General features: G+C 45.0%; 16 protein-coding genes. 4 read left to right on the top strand and 12 right to left on the bottom strand.

Going from position 1 to position 15,995, the window contains the following annotated elements; genetic code table 11:
• Window positions 1–65: 65 nt before the first annotated feature.
• Entirely contained in the window at window positions 66–728 is a 663-nt protein-coding gene (locus AC6B99_RS07530) for a helix-turn-helix transcriptional regulator (protein WP_496663105.1), read from the top strand.
• An 81-nt stretch (window positions 729–809) separates the two neighbouring features.
• Here AC6B99_RS07530 and AC6B99_RS07525 read toward each other — a convergent pair whose 3' ends face one another.
• The 12 genes from AC6B99_RS07525 to pelA all read right to left on the bottom strand — a co-directional run bounded on the left by AC6B99_RS07525 (window position 810) and on the right by pelA (window position 13,162).
• Window positions 810–1,118, bottom strand: a complete 309-nt coding sequence (locus tag AC6B99_RS07525) for a hypothetical protein (protein ID WP_056041823.1) — start codon at window positions 1,116–1,118, stop codon at window positions 810–812.
• A gap of 234 nt (window positions 1,119–1,352) precedes the next feature.
• Window positions 1,353–2,543, bottom strand: coding sequence for a staphylopine family metallophore export MFS transporter CntE (cntE, locus tag AC6B99_RS07520; protein WP_056041825.1), 1,191 nt, complete (start codon window positions 2,541–2,543; stop codon window positions 1,353–1,355).
• Window positions 2,544–2,605: 62 nt separating this feature from the next.
• On the bottom strand, window positions 2,606–3,349 hold the full coding sequence (locus tag AC6B99_RS07515; protein WP_056041827.1) for an ABC transporter ATP-binding protein: 744 nt from the start codon (window positions 3,347–3,349) through the stop codon (window positions 2,606–2,608).
• Window positions 3,336–4,157, bottom strand: a complete 822-nt coding sequence (gene cntD, locus AC6B99_RS07510; protein ID WP_056041829.1) for a staphylopine uptake ABC transporter ATP-binding protein CntD — start codon at window positions 4,155–4,157, stop codon at window positions 3,336–3,338. The genes AC6B99_RS07515 and cntD overlap by 14 nt, the downstream gene beginning before the upstream one ends.
• 4 nt (window positions 4,158–4,161) lie before the next feature.
• Window positions 4,162–5,055: a staphylopine uptake ABC transporter permease subunit CntC gene (cntC, locus tag AC6B99_RS07505; protein ID WP_056041831.1), complete on the bottom strand. Its 894-nt coding sequence runs from the start codon at window positions 5,053–5,055 to the stop codon at window positions 4,162–4,164.
• Window positions 5,056–5,988: a nickel/cobalt ABC transporter permease gene (gene opp1B / locus AC6B99_RS07500; RefSeq protein ID WP_056041833.1), complete on the bottom strand. Its 933-nt coding sequence runs from the start codon at window positions 5,986–5,988 to the stop codon at window positions 5,056–5,058.
• A gap of 26 nt (window positions 5,989–6,014) precedes the next feature.
• Entirely contained in the window at window positions 6,015–7,649 is a 1,635-nt protein-coding gene (cntA, locus tag AC6B99_RS07495) for a staphylopine-dependent metal ABC transporter substrate-binding lipoprotein (RefSeq protein WP_494861973.1), read from the bottom strand.
• A 31-nt stretch (window positions 7,650–7,680) separates the two neighbouring features.
• Window positions 7,681–8,994, bottom strand: a complete 1,314-nt coding sequence (locus AC6B99_RS07490) for an opine metallophore biosynthesis dehydrogenase (protein WP_056041837.1) — start codon at window positions 8,992–8,994, stop codon at window positions 7,681–7,683.
• 46 nt (window positions 8,995–9,040) lie between these two features.
• Complete coding sequence (locus AC6B99_RS07485) at window positions 9,041–9,838, bottom strand: methyltransferase domain-containing protein (protein ID WP_496663104.1); 798 nt, start codon at window positions 9,836–9,838, stop codon at window positions 9,041–9,043.
• A 27-nt stretch (window positions 9,839–9,865) separates the two neighbouring features.
• On the bottom strand, window positions 9,866–10,696 hold the full coding sequence (locus AC6B99_RS07480; RefSeq protein WP_056041841.1) for a histidine racemase CntK family protein: 831 nt from the start codon (window positions 10,694–10,696) through the stop codon (window positions 9,866–9,868).
• Window positions 10,697–10,975: 279 nt separating this feature from the next.
• Entirely contained in the window at window positions 10,976–11,995 is a 1,020-nt protein-coding gene (locus AC6B99_RS07475; protein ID WP_235533310.1) for a DMT family transporter, read from the bottom strand.
• Between the two features lie 216 nt (window positions 11,996–12,211).
• Window positions 12,212–13,162, bottom strand: coding sequence for a pectate lyase (gene pelA / locus AC6B99_RS07470; RefSeq protein ID WP_056041843.1), 951 nt, complete (start codon window positions 13,160–13,162; stop codon window positions 12,212–12,214).
• A 269-nt stretch (window positions 13,163–13,431) separates the two neighbouring features.
• Between pelA and AC6B99_RS07465 the strand changes: the two genes are divergently transcribed.
• From AC6B99_RS07465 to AC6B99_RS07455, 3 genes are read left to right on the top strand one after another with little or no spacing between them, the layout of a single operon-like run.
• Complete coding sequence (locus AC6B99_RS07465; RefSeq protein ID WP_496663103.1) at window positions 13,432–14,223, top strand: helix-turn-helix domain-containing protein; 792 nt, start codon at window positions 13,432–13,434, stop codon at window positions 14,221–14,223.
• On the top strand, window positions 14,220–14,855 hold the full coding sequence (locus AC6B99_RS07460; RefSeq protein WP_056041847.1) for a GNAT family N-acetyltransferase: 636 nt from the start codon (window positions 14,220–14,222) through the stop codon (window positions 14,853–14,855). Before AC6B99_RS07465 ends, AC6B99_RS07460 begins: the two co-directional genes overlap by 4 nt.
• A gap of 25 nt (window positions 14,856–14,880) precedes the next feature.
• The gene (locus AC6B99_RS07455) at window positions 14,881–15,885 is read left to right on the top strand and encodes an alpha/beta hydrolase family protein (RefSeq protein WP_056041849.1); all 1,005 of its coding nucleotides are present in this window, start codon (window positions 14,881–14,883) and stop codon (window positions 15,883–15,885) included.
• The last annotated feature ends 110 nt before the right edge of the window (window positions 15,886–15,995 follow it).

Genomic DNA, 15,995 nt, shown 5'->3' with positions numbered 1-15,995 from the left:
CAACATTTTTATTTAAAATGTAAGGAGCGATGTAGTAGATTCAGTTGCTTAATAAGGAGGGCACCATGAGCCGAAATCAAACAAATAAAGATTCCTCGACCAGAACCCGAAGAGCGATCATTGATCTGCTAAAGCAGCAGGGCGGGATGGATGTGATGGCACTAGCCTCCGAATTTATGCTATCTGGAATGGCGATTCGCCAGCATTTAAATGCCCTGAAAGAAGAAGGATTAGTTACACATGAAGAAGAAGCCCGCCCCATGGGCCGGCCGGCAAAGCTATGGAGATTAACTCCCGAAGCTAATCGTTTTTTTCCAAGCGGTTATTCGGAGTTGTCCGTCAGTTTGATCCATTCGATGAGAGAGGCTTTCGGTAACGAGGGGTTAGACAAGCTGCTCGCTGTCCGGGATAAAAATATGCAAGCGCAATATCTTCAGCACATAGGTGACGCATCGGACATTAGGGACAAGCTTGAGAAGCTGGCCGAGATTCGAACAAATGAAGGTTATATGGCCGAAATTCAAGAGCAAGACGATGGGAGCTATCTATTTATTGAGAAGCATTGTCCGATTTGCGAGGCTGCCGTAGTCTGTACCGGGTTATGTAAAAATGAGCTGCATTTATTCCGAGCTGTTCTCGGAGAGCAGGCGCTTATCGAACGGGTGGAGCATATTTTGGTGGGAGGCCGAAACTGTGTCTACAGGGTTAGCATAGGCAAGCAAGCCTAATTCTGCTTAAATAAAGACCCGCAAGACGGTCGCTTGGCTCACCAAGCAGCTGTTCTTACGGGTCTTAGTTTACTATTCAGCCTATTTTTTTGAACGTTTATTAGCAGATGCTTTAGCCCGCTTTGCGCGTCTCGCACTCGAAACCATAACATTTTTCTCCGTATGCGTGAAATGCTGCTTGTAGACAGGACAACAATGATGCTGCTTCACGGTTTCAATGTTTTGAACGACATTCACAAGCTGTGGGTGATAGTAGTTCTCGTATTGTACAATCGGAGGATCATAGATCGTCTGCGTTGGACAATCGGGACAAAAGTTCATGTCATTCATACCGCCTACATTACCCATATTGCCTATAACACCCATATTATAGTAATTATTTCTGTTCAAAATAATTATCCCCTTTCGGTTTTGGAATACACGTTATTGTATTCGCAGAAAGAGAATGCGGCTTGTATGTTTGACATGGAAGGCTATGGCCTCCCCTATTTCTGCGGCTTGGAGTGCGTGATACGAGCTCAAGCCTTGCTTTCACGCAGCAGCTCTATTTTGATCCCATGCATAAACGGCTGCAAAGCTACCGTTTCGCGTTGAAATAGAAGCCCATTATAAGGATCGTACTTATCATTTCTTATATTCAACAAAAATTTTACGTCGCTCATAAGAAAAAACAATCATCGACACGCCCAATATCGCGCATATCATATACATAAAGGAATAAGAAAAAATATCCGCTATCGGCCCCATAATAACTCCTCCAAGCGAAACGCCCAAATCCGCCATCGCAATAAATAAACCAATTAATACATTACGATTCAATTGCGGCAATACAAACGTTAAATAAGTTGTTAATGTAGGATAAAGCAGCGCCTGAGCGATCCCCATCAAACCTGCACCGACATAGAAAAACCCGGCTCCACCCCTTGCAGAAAAGCCCACACATAACGCCGCTGCAGCTAGCATCAGCATAATAACCATGATAAAAGCTGAATGCCATTTTCCGTCTGATGGAATTTTCTTTCGTAATACAAATCGGGCCACGACTACCGCTCCTGCCTGCAGCATGAGATAAATAGCGGCATTGCCACCTTCGACTTGTGCAGCGTAAAGCGGTATGAAGGTGGTCACCGCTCCAAATACAAGGGAAGCGATCAGCATCAGCACACTGCATTTGAACAAATGCGGGTTTTTGAATAACTGGCCAAAGGAAGCGGACATTTTTGCCCCCTGCTCTGACTTGTCGGGAAAAGGCTTGGCCTCTTGATTGTCCATTTTGGCGCTATACCCTACTACGCCTGTAAGGACAGCAATGGCAATCATGGCCACTGTAAAATCATTCATCTGCCCTGTTTGCCAAATGCCTAAAGCCAGTAATGGGCCAATAATACCCGGCATCGAAGCGCATAGGGAATACATGGAAATCCCCTGTGAACGATCCTTTTCTGGCAGCGCATCGATAATGCCCAGTTGCAAAGCCATGGAGAAAAAAGCCGTACATACGCCTTGCAGCATGCGAGCGACGAAATAGCCCTCTAATCCTGTAAACGTATATAGGATTAAAGCAAAGCCATTCATAATAAGAATGGTGCGCAGCACGCGGATGGGCCCGTACCTTTGAATCATTTTGCCCGCCCATGGCCGAAAAAACATCGTTGTAAATAAATACGCCCCCATAATGATACCGATCGTTGTATTGGTAGCGCCAAGCGATTCACCCTTCAAGGGGATAATGACATTAAGTATGGAGTTTGCACTAAAATACAACAGGGTCAAAATATATAATCGAACAAAAGGCCATGATAGAGCTCCTCTCACCACTTCTGCTCCTTCCTCTATTCTCCTTGTGACTGGCTCTGGAACTCTCTTTGCTGCTAGCGTCAGGTAATGATCATCTGCAGCAATCTCCTTGCATACGCTGACTGGACGTCTTTTAATTGTTCCATATGGACCATTTCTTCGATTTGACCATTTCTAATCATCAAAACTTTATCGCAAATATAAGCGGCAGCCTGAATATCATGGGTGATGAAAATATAAGCCATGTTGTAAATTTTCCTCAAGCTTTTTAGCAATTCCAGCACCTGCATTTGCACGGAGCCGTCCAAAGAGCTAATCGCTTCATCAAATACGATACATTTTGGTTCTGTTGCAACGGCTCTTGCAATGCATACGCGTTGAGCTTCCCCACCCGATAGCTCATGCGGATATTTTTTTCGATAGGACGTGTTTAAGCCCACCTGCTGCAGGAGCAAATCCATTTTGTCCTGAGCTTCAAGGCGACCTCTGCTTTGCTGCTTCAAAGGCTCCATCAGTGCCTGTTCTACTGTATAAAAGGGGTTAATCGAGGAGGAATAGTCCTGAAATACGGCGCTAATCTGTCCCCGTCTCGCTCGTCGATCCTCTACGTTGTTCCCCTCAAATAAAATCGTTCCGCTATCAGGCTTTTCAAGCCCCAATAATAATCGTCCCAATGTCGATTTGCCGCTTCCGCTTTCCCCGATAATGCCCAAGCATTCACCCTGCCCGCATTCGAAGCTAATGTCTGTCAGCACCTGCTGTATTTCTTTTGAGAAAAATCCGCCTTTTAAATAGGTTTTATGAACATGGTCAACGCTGAGCAAGGCTAACTCCTCCCATTAATCGCTTGAAATGATCATTCAGCGCTTGCTTCGAGGATACTAAATATCGGGTATAGGCATGCGCAGACTCCGAGAAAATAAACGGGCTCGTCCCGCGATCCACAATTTCCCCTTCTTTCATAACCAGAACGTCATCCGCTATTTTTCGGACGATGCCTAAATCATGTGAAATAAAAATCATCGAGCAGCCCATTTTCTCCCGCAATTGAATAAATTGTTCAACGACCTCGAACTGCGAGATCGTATCAAGAGCCGTCGTCGGCTCATCCGCGATAACGATAGCAGGCTCTAGCACCAGAGTGAGCGCAATCATAATCCGCTGCAGCATGCCGCCGGACAACTGATGCGGATACATATTCATCACCGCGATCGGATCTTTCAGCATCACGCTTTCCATAGCACGTTTCATTTTAGCCGTTATTTCTTCTCGGCCCCAACCGAAATGGCAGGCCAGCGTTTCCCGCAAATGAACGCCGACCACGCAAGAAGGATCAAAGGCACGCATTCCATTTTGCAAAATCATACACAGCTGCTTGCCTCGTTTTTTCCTCATTTCCTTTTCTGAAAGCTCGCTGAGATTGACCCCGTTAAACAAAATGTCCCCAGCTTGGCGGATGCCAGGCTTGTTTAATCTCATGATGGCTCTGCATGTGAGGGATTTCCCGCTTCCGCTTTCGCCGACAATGGCTAGGCAGCGGCCTTGCTTGACATGAAAGGAGCTGCCCGGAACAATGACCTGACCCGTCTGGCTGTCCCAAATTTTCAAATTCGCCACTTCCAAAATAGCCATAAAATCAAGCCACCTCCTTGCCTTGTAGTCTAGCAATGGCAGCAAGTCCCCGTGCTTGCTGCTTATATTTGGAGGCCAATAACTTAGGATCTAAAGCAACCTGAAGCGCATCCGATAAAAAGTTGATCGCCGATACGACTATAATAATCGTTAAACCGGGCGCGAGCATAAACGCTGGCTTTGAGAACATTACTTCCCTCGCCTCATTTAACATCATGCCCCACTCCGCATTCGGAGCCTGAATGCCTAAGCCAAGAAACGAAAAGCCTGATAATTGCAATATCATGGAACCGAAGGAGCTGCTTGCAATGACCGCAATTTCCGGAAGCGCTACTGGAACAATATGCTTGGCTATTATTTTGAGGTTGCTGACACCAAGCACTTTGGAAAATTTCACATAGTCGGATTCAGCATATTGCATCACAGAAGTTCTAATGATTCGCGCAAACCATGCCCATTTCATCAAGACGAAAGCGAGCAAAATATTTTCAAGGCCTACCCCCAAAATACCGATCACGGCCAAGGTCATGACATAGCCAGGGAAAGAAAGCATCACATCACAAATTCTCATCACAATGGCATCTATGATCCCTCTAAAGTAACCTGCTATTAAGCCTAAAACCGCTCCAATTCCGACCGATACGGCCAATGCAGCAAGCACCCAAAGAACACTAGGACGGATTCCAAAAATTAATCTCGATAAAATGCAGCGCCCAAGGTGATCGTTGCCTAACAAATACTCCCACGATGACGCAGCATATCGAAGCTCCATATGCACTTCTTCAGGATCATGCGGAGCAAATAAAGGAGCGAATATGCCGGCAGCCAGGGTCAAAACAAGAATCGATAAAGAAGCTGCGGCCAGCTTATCTTTCAACAGAAATCGCAATCGTTTCATTTAGTGTCCCTTCCTTAATTTAGGGTTCATCGCCGCATTCATAATGTCAGAAACGGTGTTGAACAGCACAAAAGCCATGGCGAGTACAAGGACATACGCCTGAATGATCGGGAAATCCCTGCTAAGAATGGCTTTAACACTCAGCGTTCCTAACCCCGGCCATGCAAAAATATTTTCCACAACGACCGTGCTGCCTAAAATAATCGGGATCGCCATACAAAACACTGATACAGCAACCTGCAATGAATTTCTCAATATATGCATCGTTATTTTCATCTCTGGCAAACCGCTTGCCCTGCCATACAGCACGTAGTCTTCATTCATATTACTTAACATCGAGCTTCGAACGATTCGAAAATAAATGCCTGTATAACTGATCGTGATTACAAGAACCGGTAAAATATAACTTGCGTACGAATCCATCCCGCTTGTCGGCAGCAAATCCAATTGCACGGAAAAATACCAAACCATAAGCGCCGCAAGCCAATAAGGCGGCATGGAGGTTAGAAAAAAGGAAACGCCTCTAATCGATTTATCGGTCATTTTCCCTTCTCTAAGGGCACTAATTACACCTAATCCAATGGACAGCGCAATAATGGCAGCCGCCGACACCAACGTCAGCTTTAACGTATTTAGAAAAGCGGGAGCCAGCAAGGACCACACGGTTTTGCCGGTAACATACGAGTTCCCGAAATCAAGCTGCAGGCATGACACGAACCAGTTCAAATAGCGGATTAGAAATGGCCGATCCATCCCAAGCGCTGCTTTCGTTTCCGCTATTAATTCATCCGTAATGGCCGGCACGCCTTGCGCGTGCAATATGACTTCAGCCGGATCTAACGGGGACAAATTGTTCAAGCCAAACGTTAAAAAAGATATGATTACAAGCAACGGAATCGAAAGGAGTGACCGTTTGATAATATAGCTGACCATAGCAAGCTCCTTGTTTTGGTTATCATCTATTCAAAATGCATTTGCTCAAAGGGCAGTTCAAATTGGGTTTGCTTAAATGAAATACCCTGCAAGTCTTTGGGAGCTACAATCGTAACGCTGCCATTGGTAATGGGAATAAAGACGGCTTCATCATGAACGATCGCTAAAATATCCGCATACAACGATTTCCGTTTTTCCTCATCCAGCGTGACCATTACTTCATCAATTTTCTTGTACAGCTCATCCGCTTGGTTGATGCCGCTTGTCGTGTGGTAATAAGCCGACTCGGAAGTAAAAGCGGAAATGGTGCTCTGCGGGTCGTAGGCGAGTCCCCATGTTTGATTGAACAGCAAATCATAGTCTCCCGTAGCTCTTCTGCTTGCAATGGAGGAAGATTCTTCGCCGATAAGCTCCAACTGGACCCCGATCTTTTTTACTGTGTTTTGAATGAACTCGGCCTCTGTTTTTTGCGAGGAGGAGCTGACGTCATAATAAAGCTTCATCGCTAATGGCTTGCCGTCCTTCATTCTAATCTCGCTGCCATTCTTCTGCATCCAGCCTGCTTTCTCCAGTAGCTGCTTCGCTGTATCCAAATTAAAGCCGCGTTGCTTTAGCTCGACATTGGCATAATGGACGTTAGCGGAAAATAGCGTATGGGCTGCTGTTTCCGTACCGCTAAAAATTTGCTTGCTGATCGTTTCTCTGTCAATCGAATACCAAATGGCTTCACGAACAGCCGTTTCATGGGCGGGATTATCCGCTTTGCTGCTGTTGGCAACGATCATTTTCGTATTCATCGCTTTGCTTCTGACAAGCTGGAAGTCGCCCGAATCCATTAACTGATTCATCGCCTCCACATCAATGCTGTCTGAGCCCCGATCATCTGTAAATATAAAGTTGACCTCTCCCTTTTGCAGCGCCAAAAAGGTTGTCTCCCCTGCCGGAAGCACCTTCGCTGTAATGTTCTTCACCTTTGGCGCACCGCCCCAATAGCTATCATTCGCTTCGAATACCGCATATTGATCGGTTTTATGTTCGGTCAGCTTATAGGGCCCCGTGCCGTTATGGCCGCTTACGCCATCTTTCGTTTCCCCATTAACAAAATCTTTGGGCGAGATGAATACATAGGGTCTAGTCATCGATAATTCAAGCAATGCCGGGTAATACGGCTCGGACAGCACCATTTCAAACGTATACTCATCGAGTACGCTTACGCTCACAATTTTCGTCGAAAGCTTGATCCAGGCATGCTTGCTTGCATTGCTTTGCACCGCTTCTATATTCTTCTTTACCGCATCGGCGTTAAATGGCTCGCCATCGTGGAATTTCACATCTTTTCTTAAATGAAAGGTGTATACTTTGCCATCGTTAGACACTGTCCAGGACTCGGCAAGCAATGGCTTGATACCATCCTCCGTGTTTTCAACTAATGATTCGTACACCATCCCTTGCGCTGGCAATGAGCCGGGATACAGATGGGGGTTCATATCATTAATATCTTTTGCTGTGGCGTACACCAGTTCCTTGCCTTGATCCGCTGCTTCTGTTTTTGCAGCATTTTCAGCATTTCCAGCATTACGATCATTACCGCCACTGCAGCCTGCCAATAATACAATTGAAACGATTAATGCCGATAATAAAACAACGATTTTTCTTGTCATGTCATATCCTCCTGTATAAGTGCGCACTCCATCACCTGTGTTCTATGCTGCTGCCGATTTCACTGCAGATCATCTTCAAATCTTCTTCAAAGCTCTGGACAACGAATGCATCCGATATTTTTTCGCCTTTAAGCGCTTGGGCAGCTTCCTCGATTTTATGCTCATAGGCTGCAATGAATTGATCAAGGGTTGGGCAGCTTGAGCCTGCGAATCTTGCAATGCCCTGAATGATTTTTATCCGATAATAATCCTCTTTGGGCATTCGTGGAATATCCCAATATTGCTCTTGGTTGACGAAGATTTGACGAATGGGAACGGCGGAAAAATCGAAATATTTCCCGTCCTGATCCGGCTCCGAGAATGGGTCGATTAACAGCGACGTATAGCGTATGTACAATAAATACTCTTGATGAATCGTCTCCAACTGAATAAAATTATCGATATCATGACGCGATAAGCTCTCTAATCTAACTGGATAATTATCATCGATCATGAACTTCAGCAGATTTACACCATTCAAATTCAGCTTTTCGATCACATTCGTCATCTCTTTCCACCCGGCCAGCATATCGCGAATTAAATATTGCGTAATAGGTCCTTCGGGAAACATTTTATATACATATTTCCTTACAGCTGAATGGCCGAAGATAACGTTTAGTGAGAAAGGGTTCATAAACAATGGCGGATGGACATAGAGAGAGATGTTTCTCGTCTCCGCCTCTATGGGACTGCTCATGACTTCCAGCCTAATGCCCAATCGTTCAAATAATGCACAGAGCCTTTCTACATGGGGTGAAGCATTGTTCGAGGAGCCAATGAAAACCTTTTTCTTAACCCCTGTCGTCAACACATGATTGGTTGGCTCGCCGCTCTTCCAGCGTGTATCGCCAAGGTAGGTAGAAAAGCTGATGATGTCCACATTTACATTTGGCAAAATCGTATTCATATAATGGCGTACTAAGCTGTTGGAGCCGAAGGTGGGCGAAATTAATACGATGCACCTTACTTGTTGGAGCAGTTGATCATTAAGCTGCTTCAAAACCTCCATATACGCATCGGTTGTGACAGCAAAGATCAGCGTATCCCATTCTCCCGTCATGCTGCCATATCCATCATAAACATGATCGATGATACAGCTGCCTTCCATCTGCTGATGCTTTTTATTTTGAACGTCTACCCTCACTTGATTTTGGCTGTGCTTAAGTGCCGTAAAAAAACGTTCCGAACGAGCCGACTTTCTGCCAACAATGCCAATACAGCTGTTCAAATCCTTTTTTAGCGTGACGGCAAGCTGAATAGAAGCGGGCCCCGTGCCTACGATTAACACGCGTTGGAATTCACTCATATAAACCTCCTATTGGATCATGATTAAGCCTGTGCTTTTTTTAAATCTAAGAATTACGCTTGTACAAAGCTATATCAAACACATGGTCATGACGCAATATGGTGTCAACCAGCCTCCACCTTCCTTCATCCACCGCTTGCATAGGGTAATTGAATAAGGACTTCAGTTGATCGCCGTATCTCATCGCCACGACCACTTGCTCATTCGTTAAGTCATATAATTGCTCCAGCAGCTCGTATTTATTGGAAACGGTTGAGCTGAAAATAATATGGGTCACATCCTTGATGATATCAAGCTGCTCTATGAACGATTTTTCTAACCGAATGTTTAATTCGCTTCCTAATTTATGTATCACTTTTCGTCCTAGCTCGATAGCTTCCTCATCGATATCAATGCCGACTACTTGTGCGCCCGTCCGCTTTGCGATAAATAATGGCGTCATGGGGAACGAGCCTGAGCCAATCAACAATACGATGGATCCCTCCGTGACCTGAAAGCTGCCAAATTCTTGTTCAATGCAGGACTCGATATTTTTAAAATAATCGGTATTGTCCACTTCTCCATCCAGCAGCTTCAAGGCGCGATATTTTTCCATAATAGCGACGCATAACGAAGACATCTTCCTTAGGTCAGCGAGAAGCAGAGGAAGCTCATTACCGACTTGCTGCTCCAAGGCTTCCCATGATGCTTTGTTCCCCTCGTCTAGGATGAAAGCTGAATAGTCATCTATGACCCGCTCTAGCTCCGAGCTTTTATGAGACGTGCCGTCATATCGCTTTACTAAATCCGTAAACCGTTCTCGAAACAAGGTCAAGCTTTGTTCAAATGTCGTTAACTGATTCATTCCCTTCTCCCCCATACCCATTAATCGTTATACAGAAATAAATGCTTTGCCTTGTGCTACGATTCCAACAGATCCTTCAATTTTCAAGCTTGTTACTTCATCTTTATAGCAATCAGCCATTACATGAATCGTGCCGCCGGGCTGCTTAACTGGTGCAGCAATAGCTCCTTTGTTTTTCCAAGACAGATATGCGCCAAGTGAAGCCGTACCTGATCCGCACCCTCGCTCCCATATCATGCTGTCTAAAGAAGGAACGTAAATGAGCGGAGCCATTTCATTAGAGTCAGATTTAAACAATAATATGCCGATCAAGTTGGCTCCTAACGTTATGCCAAGCAGCTTGGCTAGTGATTGTGCTCTGTCCTTCTCGGCCCTGTCGAACTGCTCTACTTCAATGACAATATGAAAAAAATCATCATAGCGCACAATGACAATATTCAAATCATCGCCTTCATACACAACGGTCTTCTGCTCGATTTTTCGAGGCATAGGCATCGCCACTTGGCAAAAAAACTCCTCTTGCATTTTTTTCACTTGGCATGTCACTAATTGATCGGTTCCCGACGCTTCTAATACGATTTCCATTAAATCGCTTTGATTGATTCCTTGTTCAGAAGCAATAAATGCAGCCAGCGCCATACACGCATTTCCGCAAAACTCACCTCCCGCCATTTGCAAATAGGCAGCAGCACCGTGCTTGGGCTGTTCGATAAAGCCTACTTGTTCAGCATAAACATGGTCATAAGACATCATTTTTGAAGCAATTTGCTTGTACTCGGAAGCGGCATGATTGGTTTTCACAAGAATGGTCATATTTTGCGTGGGGTTGAACTTTACAAAATCGATTTCTCGTTTCATCATAACTACCCTCTAATTCAATTTTTTTGATCCAGCGCTCCTCTTGCTTTATTGTTGCTTAATAGTAATAATTACTATTAACATTCGAGTACATCATAACCATAATTTGGAGCACTGTCAATGATGAAAATAGACAGATTGTGCTCGGACTAGCAGCTCCAAAATGGAACAATCAAAAAAACCCGTCAAGAGCCTTGATCTCACAAGGCTCTTGACGGGTTTTAACTTCTGACGCTTTGACGTATTTTACGCTGAAGCATCGTCTATTAACGACTACTATCAACGACTGCTTCGCAAGGCTTCGGAACTTTGAGAGACTATGACCTCTTTTCTTGTCCGATTGACCATATAAATGCCAAGAGAAACGAACAGCAGGGCCACGAGATTTTTAAACTCCATAATCTGTTCACCGAGAAACAATGCGGATAGCAAGGTCCCGAACACAGGAATCAGGAAGTTATAAACGGACACCTGCCCGACTTTGTTATATTTAAGCAGCAAATTCCACAGACAGAACGCGGCCGAGGACAGCAGCGCCAAATAAATAAGGTTGCCTGTCGACTCCGGTGTAAAATGCGTCACACGGCCCCCAAGTCCAAGGCCCAGCAAGGTTAGAGCCAAGCCGCCAATGAGCAAGCTGTAGCCTGTCACTAGCAAAACATCAATGGTAGCTGTCAGCTTTTTGGCATAAATGGCCGTGATGGAGAAGATGAGGGCTGCCACAATGACGAACCCCTCCCCTTTAAAGGAAAAGGAAAACTCCAGCAAATCCGTATGGAAATTCACAACAATAACGCCGATAAACCCGAGCAGGCAGCCGAAAATTTTATTTTTGCCCAGCTTGTCATTTTTATAAAGGTAATGGGCCAAAATGACGCTGAAAAAGGTCGTCGTTGCATTCATAATCGAGCCTTTGACGCCTGTTGTATTGCCTACTCCCACATAAAAAAATATATATTGGAGACCTGTCTGCAGCAGGCCCAGAACGAGCAAGCTTGTTAGCTGGCTTTTGGATAAGGAAAGCACCTTCTTGCCCGTGGCCCGGAATAACACCAGCAGCAACAGCCCTGCCAGCACAAAGCGATAGCCGGCAAAAACATATTTTGAAGCGATGTCCTCTGGCATAATATCAAAGGCGAGATAGCCCAGCTTAATAGTCGGATAGGCACTCCCCCATAATAAGCAGCACAAAGTAGCAATTAACGCTACAAATTTCGGATCGCTAAACCTGCTCCGATTACTTTGTTGCATTCCATTGCGTTGTTTCTGTTGATTCTTTTGTTCCTTCTGTTCCTTCACAGCCAACCTTCTCCTCATCCTTTATATCTCAAGCGTCAGCTCTAATGGCGCGCCTTCAACGACCATATCATAATTCGGCACGGCTTGTAAGGAGAAAAATCGAATAAGCCCGGAAAAACCTTTTATAATAAAGGTCCTCCGGGCTTATGGCACAATCAGGAAATCGCTTTCAATTCAGCTCTCCGCACCTTCTATTTCGAAAGAGCATCCCTCTACTTACTTGGATGGCCAGTTGCCATACCAGGCGTAGCCTGTTCTTCTTTCCTGGTCGATATCGCTGAGCTTGTACTTCACTACACCGTCACGGCCCACAAAGATTGGCTTGTTGGTACCAATCTCATAGAACCGCGCCCAGATTGGGGTAGTAACGCTCGGATCGCTGATTACAACAACATCATTGCTCGTTTTCTCGACCCGGATTCCCTTAATTTGTACCGCTTTGAACCAATCTTCAGCCCCTTTAATCGCAGCGGCGATTTTCGTAGTGGACGTTCTCGTTTTCAAAAACTTCACAATGTTTACGCTCTCCTGAGCGGTGAGTGAAGGCACTTCATAAATTCTTGCCCCCGCCGGCTTCAATGTGCTGGAGTCATGCTGCTGGCCCCATGCTGTCAATTTGCCGCTAACTGTAACTTGCGTGTTCAAAATGCAGTCTACCCCTTTATCTACCGCCTGCTTGCTTTTGGCAGCGAGCGTGCTGTCGATAAAGGAGAAATCCCCTTTTTTATTCGCAATTTCATCCAATAAAATCAGGACATTAACCATTGCATTATCATTATAGGTAATATGTTTATGATAGCCAGAGCTTTGATAAACTTGTGGGAATCCTCCATTCGCATATTGCATATTGATTAGAAAATTAATGCCCTTGATTGCCGCTGTGGAATATTTGCTGTCCTTCGTTTTCTGATATTCGGTCGCCAATCTGCGAATTTCCGAGTAAGTTGCCTTATTGTCGATTGTTGACTTGGACCACTCGCCACTAGTTTCTGAGTAATCCTTTCTCCAGCCTCCATCCGCTTGCTGGTTTTTCAAAACATCGGAAAGGCTTGCTGTCGTGCCCGAAGCATCTGCCGCCATCACTGTCGTAAGCGGTTGCATGATTACGGCTGGAACAGAGAGAAGCATGCTAAGAGCTAAAGCTGCGGTTACTGTACTTCTTTTCATTGAACAAAATCCCCTTTCTTTTTTCCTAATAGTTGTAATTAATGATATTTAATTACTTTTTTAGTTTACTGAGTCTCGACTCAATTGTCAATAATATCCTTGTAAAAAATTGTATTTTTGTGTAGAAAGCTGTCTGTCGTTGGCGATTTTCTAACCATCCATAAGCCAAATGAAAATAAATGGAGCACAGGCTTGACCTTAGGGCTGACCTAAGGTATATAGTGAAGCTAATGACAATGTTCCCCCCATAAAATAGTAGGAGCGACATAATGAAAAATGATATTACAATTAGCAGTCTCGCAAAACTCATGCATGTATCTGTTCATCAAATTCGTTATTTTGAAGAAAAAGGAATTCTTCAACCTGCGTATATTGATAACAACCAGTATAGAATGTACGGAATAGATCAGATTTATCGGTTGTCCCATATATTACTGCTGCGCAGGCTCGGTATACCTGTCTCGTCTATTAAGGACTGCTTCTCTACCTATTCTTCCGAGCAATATGAGCAATTGCTGCATACGTCTTTGCTCGAAACCGATCAGGAGATTGCCAGGCTCCAGGAGCTCCAACTTTTAATTCGCAAAGTGCTTCATGAACAGCAAGCATTTAGCACACAGAACAAGCCCTATCAAATCAAATGGCAAAAATCGGTTCATTTGAAGTGCTGGTTCGCCAAGGCTGAACAAACTAAACTTCATGCGAGGCTGCTGTCTGAACAGTCGGACCCTGTTCCGGACTTGTTCGAGTCGGATATTTATTATGTGTATGAACAATCATCTACCCTTAAGCTATGCACCGAAACACCCGAACCCAGCGACCTTGTCCTGCCTTCAGGAGACTATCTTTCCGCCCATTTCCAGGTTAACGACGAGGAAGAGCTTGAACAACGAATCGAACAGCTATACGGTCATGCAGCAGCACAAGCTTATGTTACGGAGGGACCGTTAATTGTCATTGAAAAATCTTATTTATCTTTGTTTAGCCACGACAAACTCCATTATGAGCTGCTCATCCAAGTTGAAACAGCCTTACGTGCCGAACAGGAGGCGAAAATATGAAGGTTTCTTCTATTACAATTGAGCCGATGCAGGCCAAATATAATCGGCAAGTCGGCCAATTGCTTGTACACGGCTTTAAAGAGAAATTTTTTAAGCTTTCTAAGCTGAATGACTCTATTCTTGCGCTCTTTTTTGAGAAGCTTCTGGAGCACTTTCCCAATGAGCCCGCAACACATCGAGTAGTAGCGCTGCAAGCTGGTAATATCGTAGGGACATTGTCCATCAAGTGGTGGCCTGAGTCCGAACTGGAAGGAAGCACACCACAGCCTATGCTCCCTTTATGGCGGGAATTCCGTATATTTGGTAAGGGAGCTTTACTCAAACTGCTGCTTGGTTTGTATTTTCTATCGTACAAGCCGCAACCAGGCGAATGTTATATCGCAGACGTAACCGTCCATCCTAATTATCGAGGCGAAGGCATCGGCAAGCTGATGCTGGGGTGGGCGGAGCTTTATGCCCGTGCCCATCCTTCTTTTAATGTCCTGAGTCTGCACGTTTCGAGCCATAATCTGGGCGCCAAACGGTTATATGAACAGCTTTCCTATCACATGCATCGTAAAGAACGCAGCCTGCTAAAGTATATGTTGTTCCATGAATTGGAATGGGAATATATGAAAATTAAGTTGAAATAAAATGAATACCTATTGAGGAGCCGCTATGAAAAAGAAAATGGGCATTGTCCTTATCGTTATTTTATTGATTATAGGCAGTTCGACTTTCTATGTATTGCAGCAAAATAGCTTTGACATAGTAGAGCAAACGATCCAGATTCCCAGCCCCGAAGGCCAATTAACAGGCATACTCGCCATGCCCAAACACGCTTCGGGAAAGCTTGGGCTTGTATTGTTCGTGCATGGTGACGGCCCGATTAATGCCTCTCATAATGACGGATACAAGCCGCTTTGGGAGCGGCTTGCTGCCCACGGCTACGCTTCTTTGTCCCTCAATAAGCGGGGAATTGACGGCTCTGCCGGCAACTGGCTCGATCAGAGCATCGATGACCGGGTAGAAGAGGCGCAGCAAGCTTTAGCGTGGGCCAGAACACAGCCCATGATTGATCATACAAGAATCGGTGCATGGGGTGCCAGCCAAGCCGGATGGGTCATCCCAAAGCTTGCAGGGGAAGAACAGCTTGCTTTCAGCATTTTGGTATCCCCTGCCATCAATTGGCTGTCTCAGGGTCAATATAATACGCGCGAACAAATGAAAAAGGAAGGGTACTCAGAGGACGATATTACAGCCCGGCTAGCATATGAGCAACAAGTCAATGCGCTGTTAAAAAACAAAGCCCCGTACGAGAAATATGTAAAAACAGCTCATCAAGGCGAAATGATGTCACAGGAAAGATGGGCATTTGTGAGCAAAAACTTTTTATCTGACGCCGCTGGCGATCTGGCTAATTTCCGTTCACCCGTGCTTCTGCTGCTCGGAGAGGACGATATTCACATAGATGTAAAAGAGACTGAACAGGTGTACCGCGAGGGCGTGGCCCCTTCGCTGCTCACTGTCGCGGTCTTCCCGAATACAGAGCATTCGATGCTGAGCACGAGCACGGCAGATTCGGAGCTTAAAGCAACTTTTATTAGTCTGTTTGCGCCAAGAAAAATAACCGTCAGCGAATATATGAATCAAATCGAGCTTTTTATAAAACAGCTTCCCTGACTTGATCTGAATGTCAGGAACGAAACCAAAAGGATGCTGCAGTAAAAATAGGAACCAGCTGCGCAATCTCGCGGCTGGTTCCTATCCCTATCCCTATCCCTATTCCTATG

Source organism: Paenibacillus liaoningensis, from assembly GCF_059609455.1.
The sequence above is the reverse complement of the archived record's forward strand: the minus strand, read 5'-3'. Positions and strand labels throughout refer to the sequence as shown.

Excerpts from the sequence above, each read along its gene's own strand:
- AC6B99_RS07480 (WP_056041841.1), bottom strand. The coding sequence starts at position 10,696 with ATGAAACGAGAAATCGATTTTGTAAAGTTCAACCCCACGCAAAATATG.
- AC6B99_RS07490 (WP_056041837.1), bottom strand. The coding sequence starts at position 8,994 with ATGAGTGAATTCCAACGCGTGTTAATCGTAGGCACGGGGCCCGCTTCT.
- cntD (WP_056041829.1), bottom strand. The coding sequence starts at position 4,157 with ATGGCTATTTTGGAAGTGGCGAATTTGAAAATTTGGGACAGCCAGACG.
- cntA (WP_494861973.1), bottom strand. The coding sequence starts at position 7,649 with ATGACAAGAAAAATCGTTGTTTTATTATCGGCATTAATCGTTTCAATT.
- AC6B99_RS07530 (WP_496663105.1), top strand. The coding sequence starts at position 66 with ATGAGCCGAAATCAAACAAATAAAGATTCCTCGACCAGAACCCGAAGA.
- AC6B99_RS07455 (WP_056041849.1), top strand. The coding sequence starts at position 14,881 with ATGAAAAAGAAAATGGGCATTGTCCTTATCGTTATTTTATTGATTATA.
- pelA (WP_056041843.1), bottom strand. The coding sequence starts at position 13,162 with ATGAAAAGAAGTACAGTAACCGCAGCTTTAGCTCTTAGCATGCTTCTC.
- AC6B99_RS07485 (WP_496663104.1), bottom strand. The coding sequence starts at position 9,838 with ATGAATCAGTTAACGACATTTGAACAAAGCTTGACCTTGTTTCGAGAA.
- AC6B99_RS07460 (WP_056041847.1), top strand. The coding sequence starts at position 14,220 with ATGAAGGTTTCTTCTATTACAATTGAGCCGATGCAGGCCAAATATAAT.
- opp1B (WP_056041833.1), bottom strand. The coding sequence starts at position 5,988 with ATGGTCAGCTATATTATCAAACGGTCACTCCTTTCGATTCCGTTGCTT.
- AC6B99_RS07465 (WP_496663103.1), top strand. The coding sequence starts at position 13,432 with ATGAAAAATGATATTACAATTAGCAGTCTCGCAAAACTCATGCATGTA.
- cntC (WP_056041831.1), bottom strand. The coding sequence starts at position 5,055 with ATGAAACGATTGCGATTTCTGTTGAAAGATAAGCTGGCCGCAGCTTCT.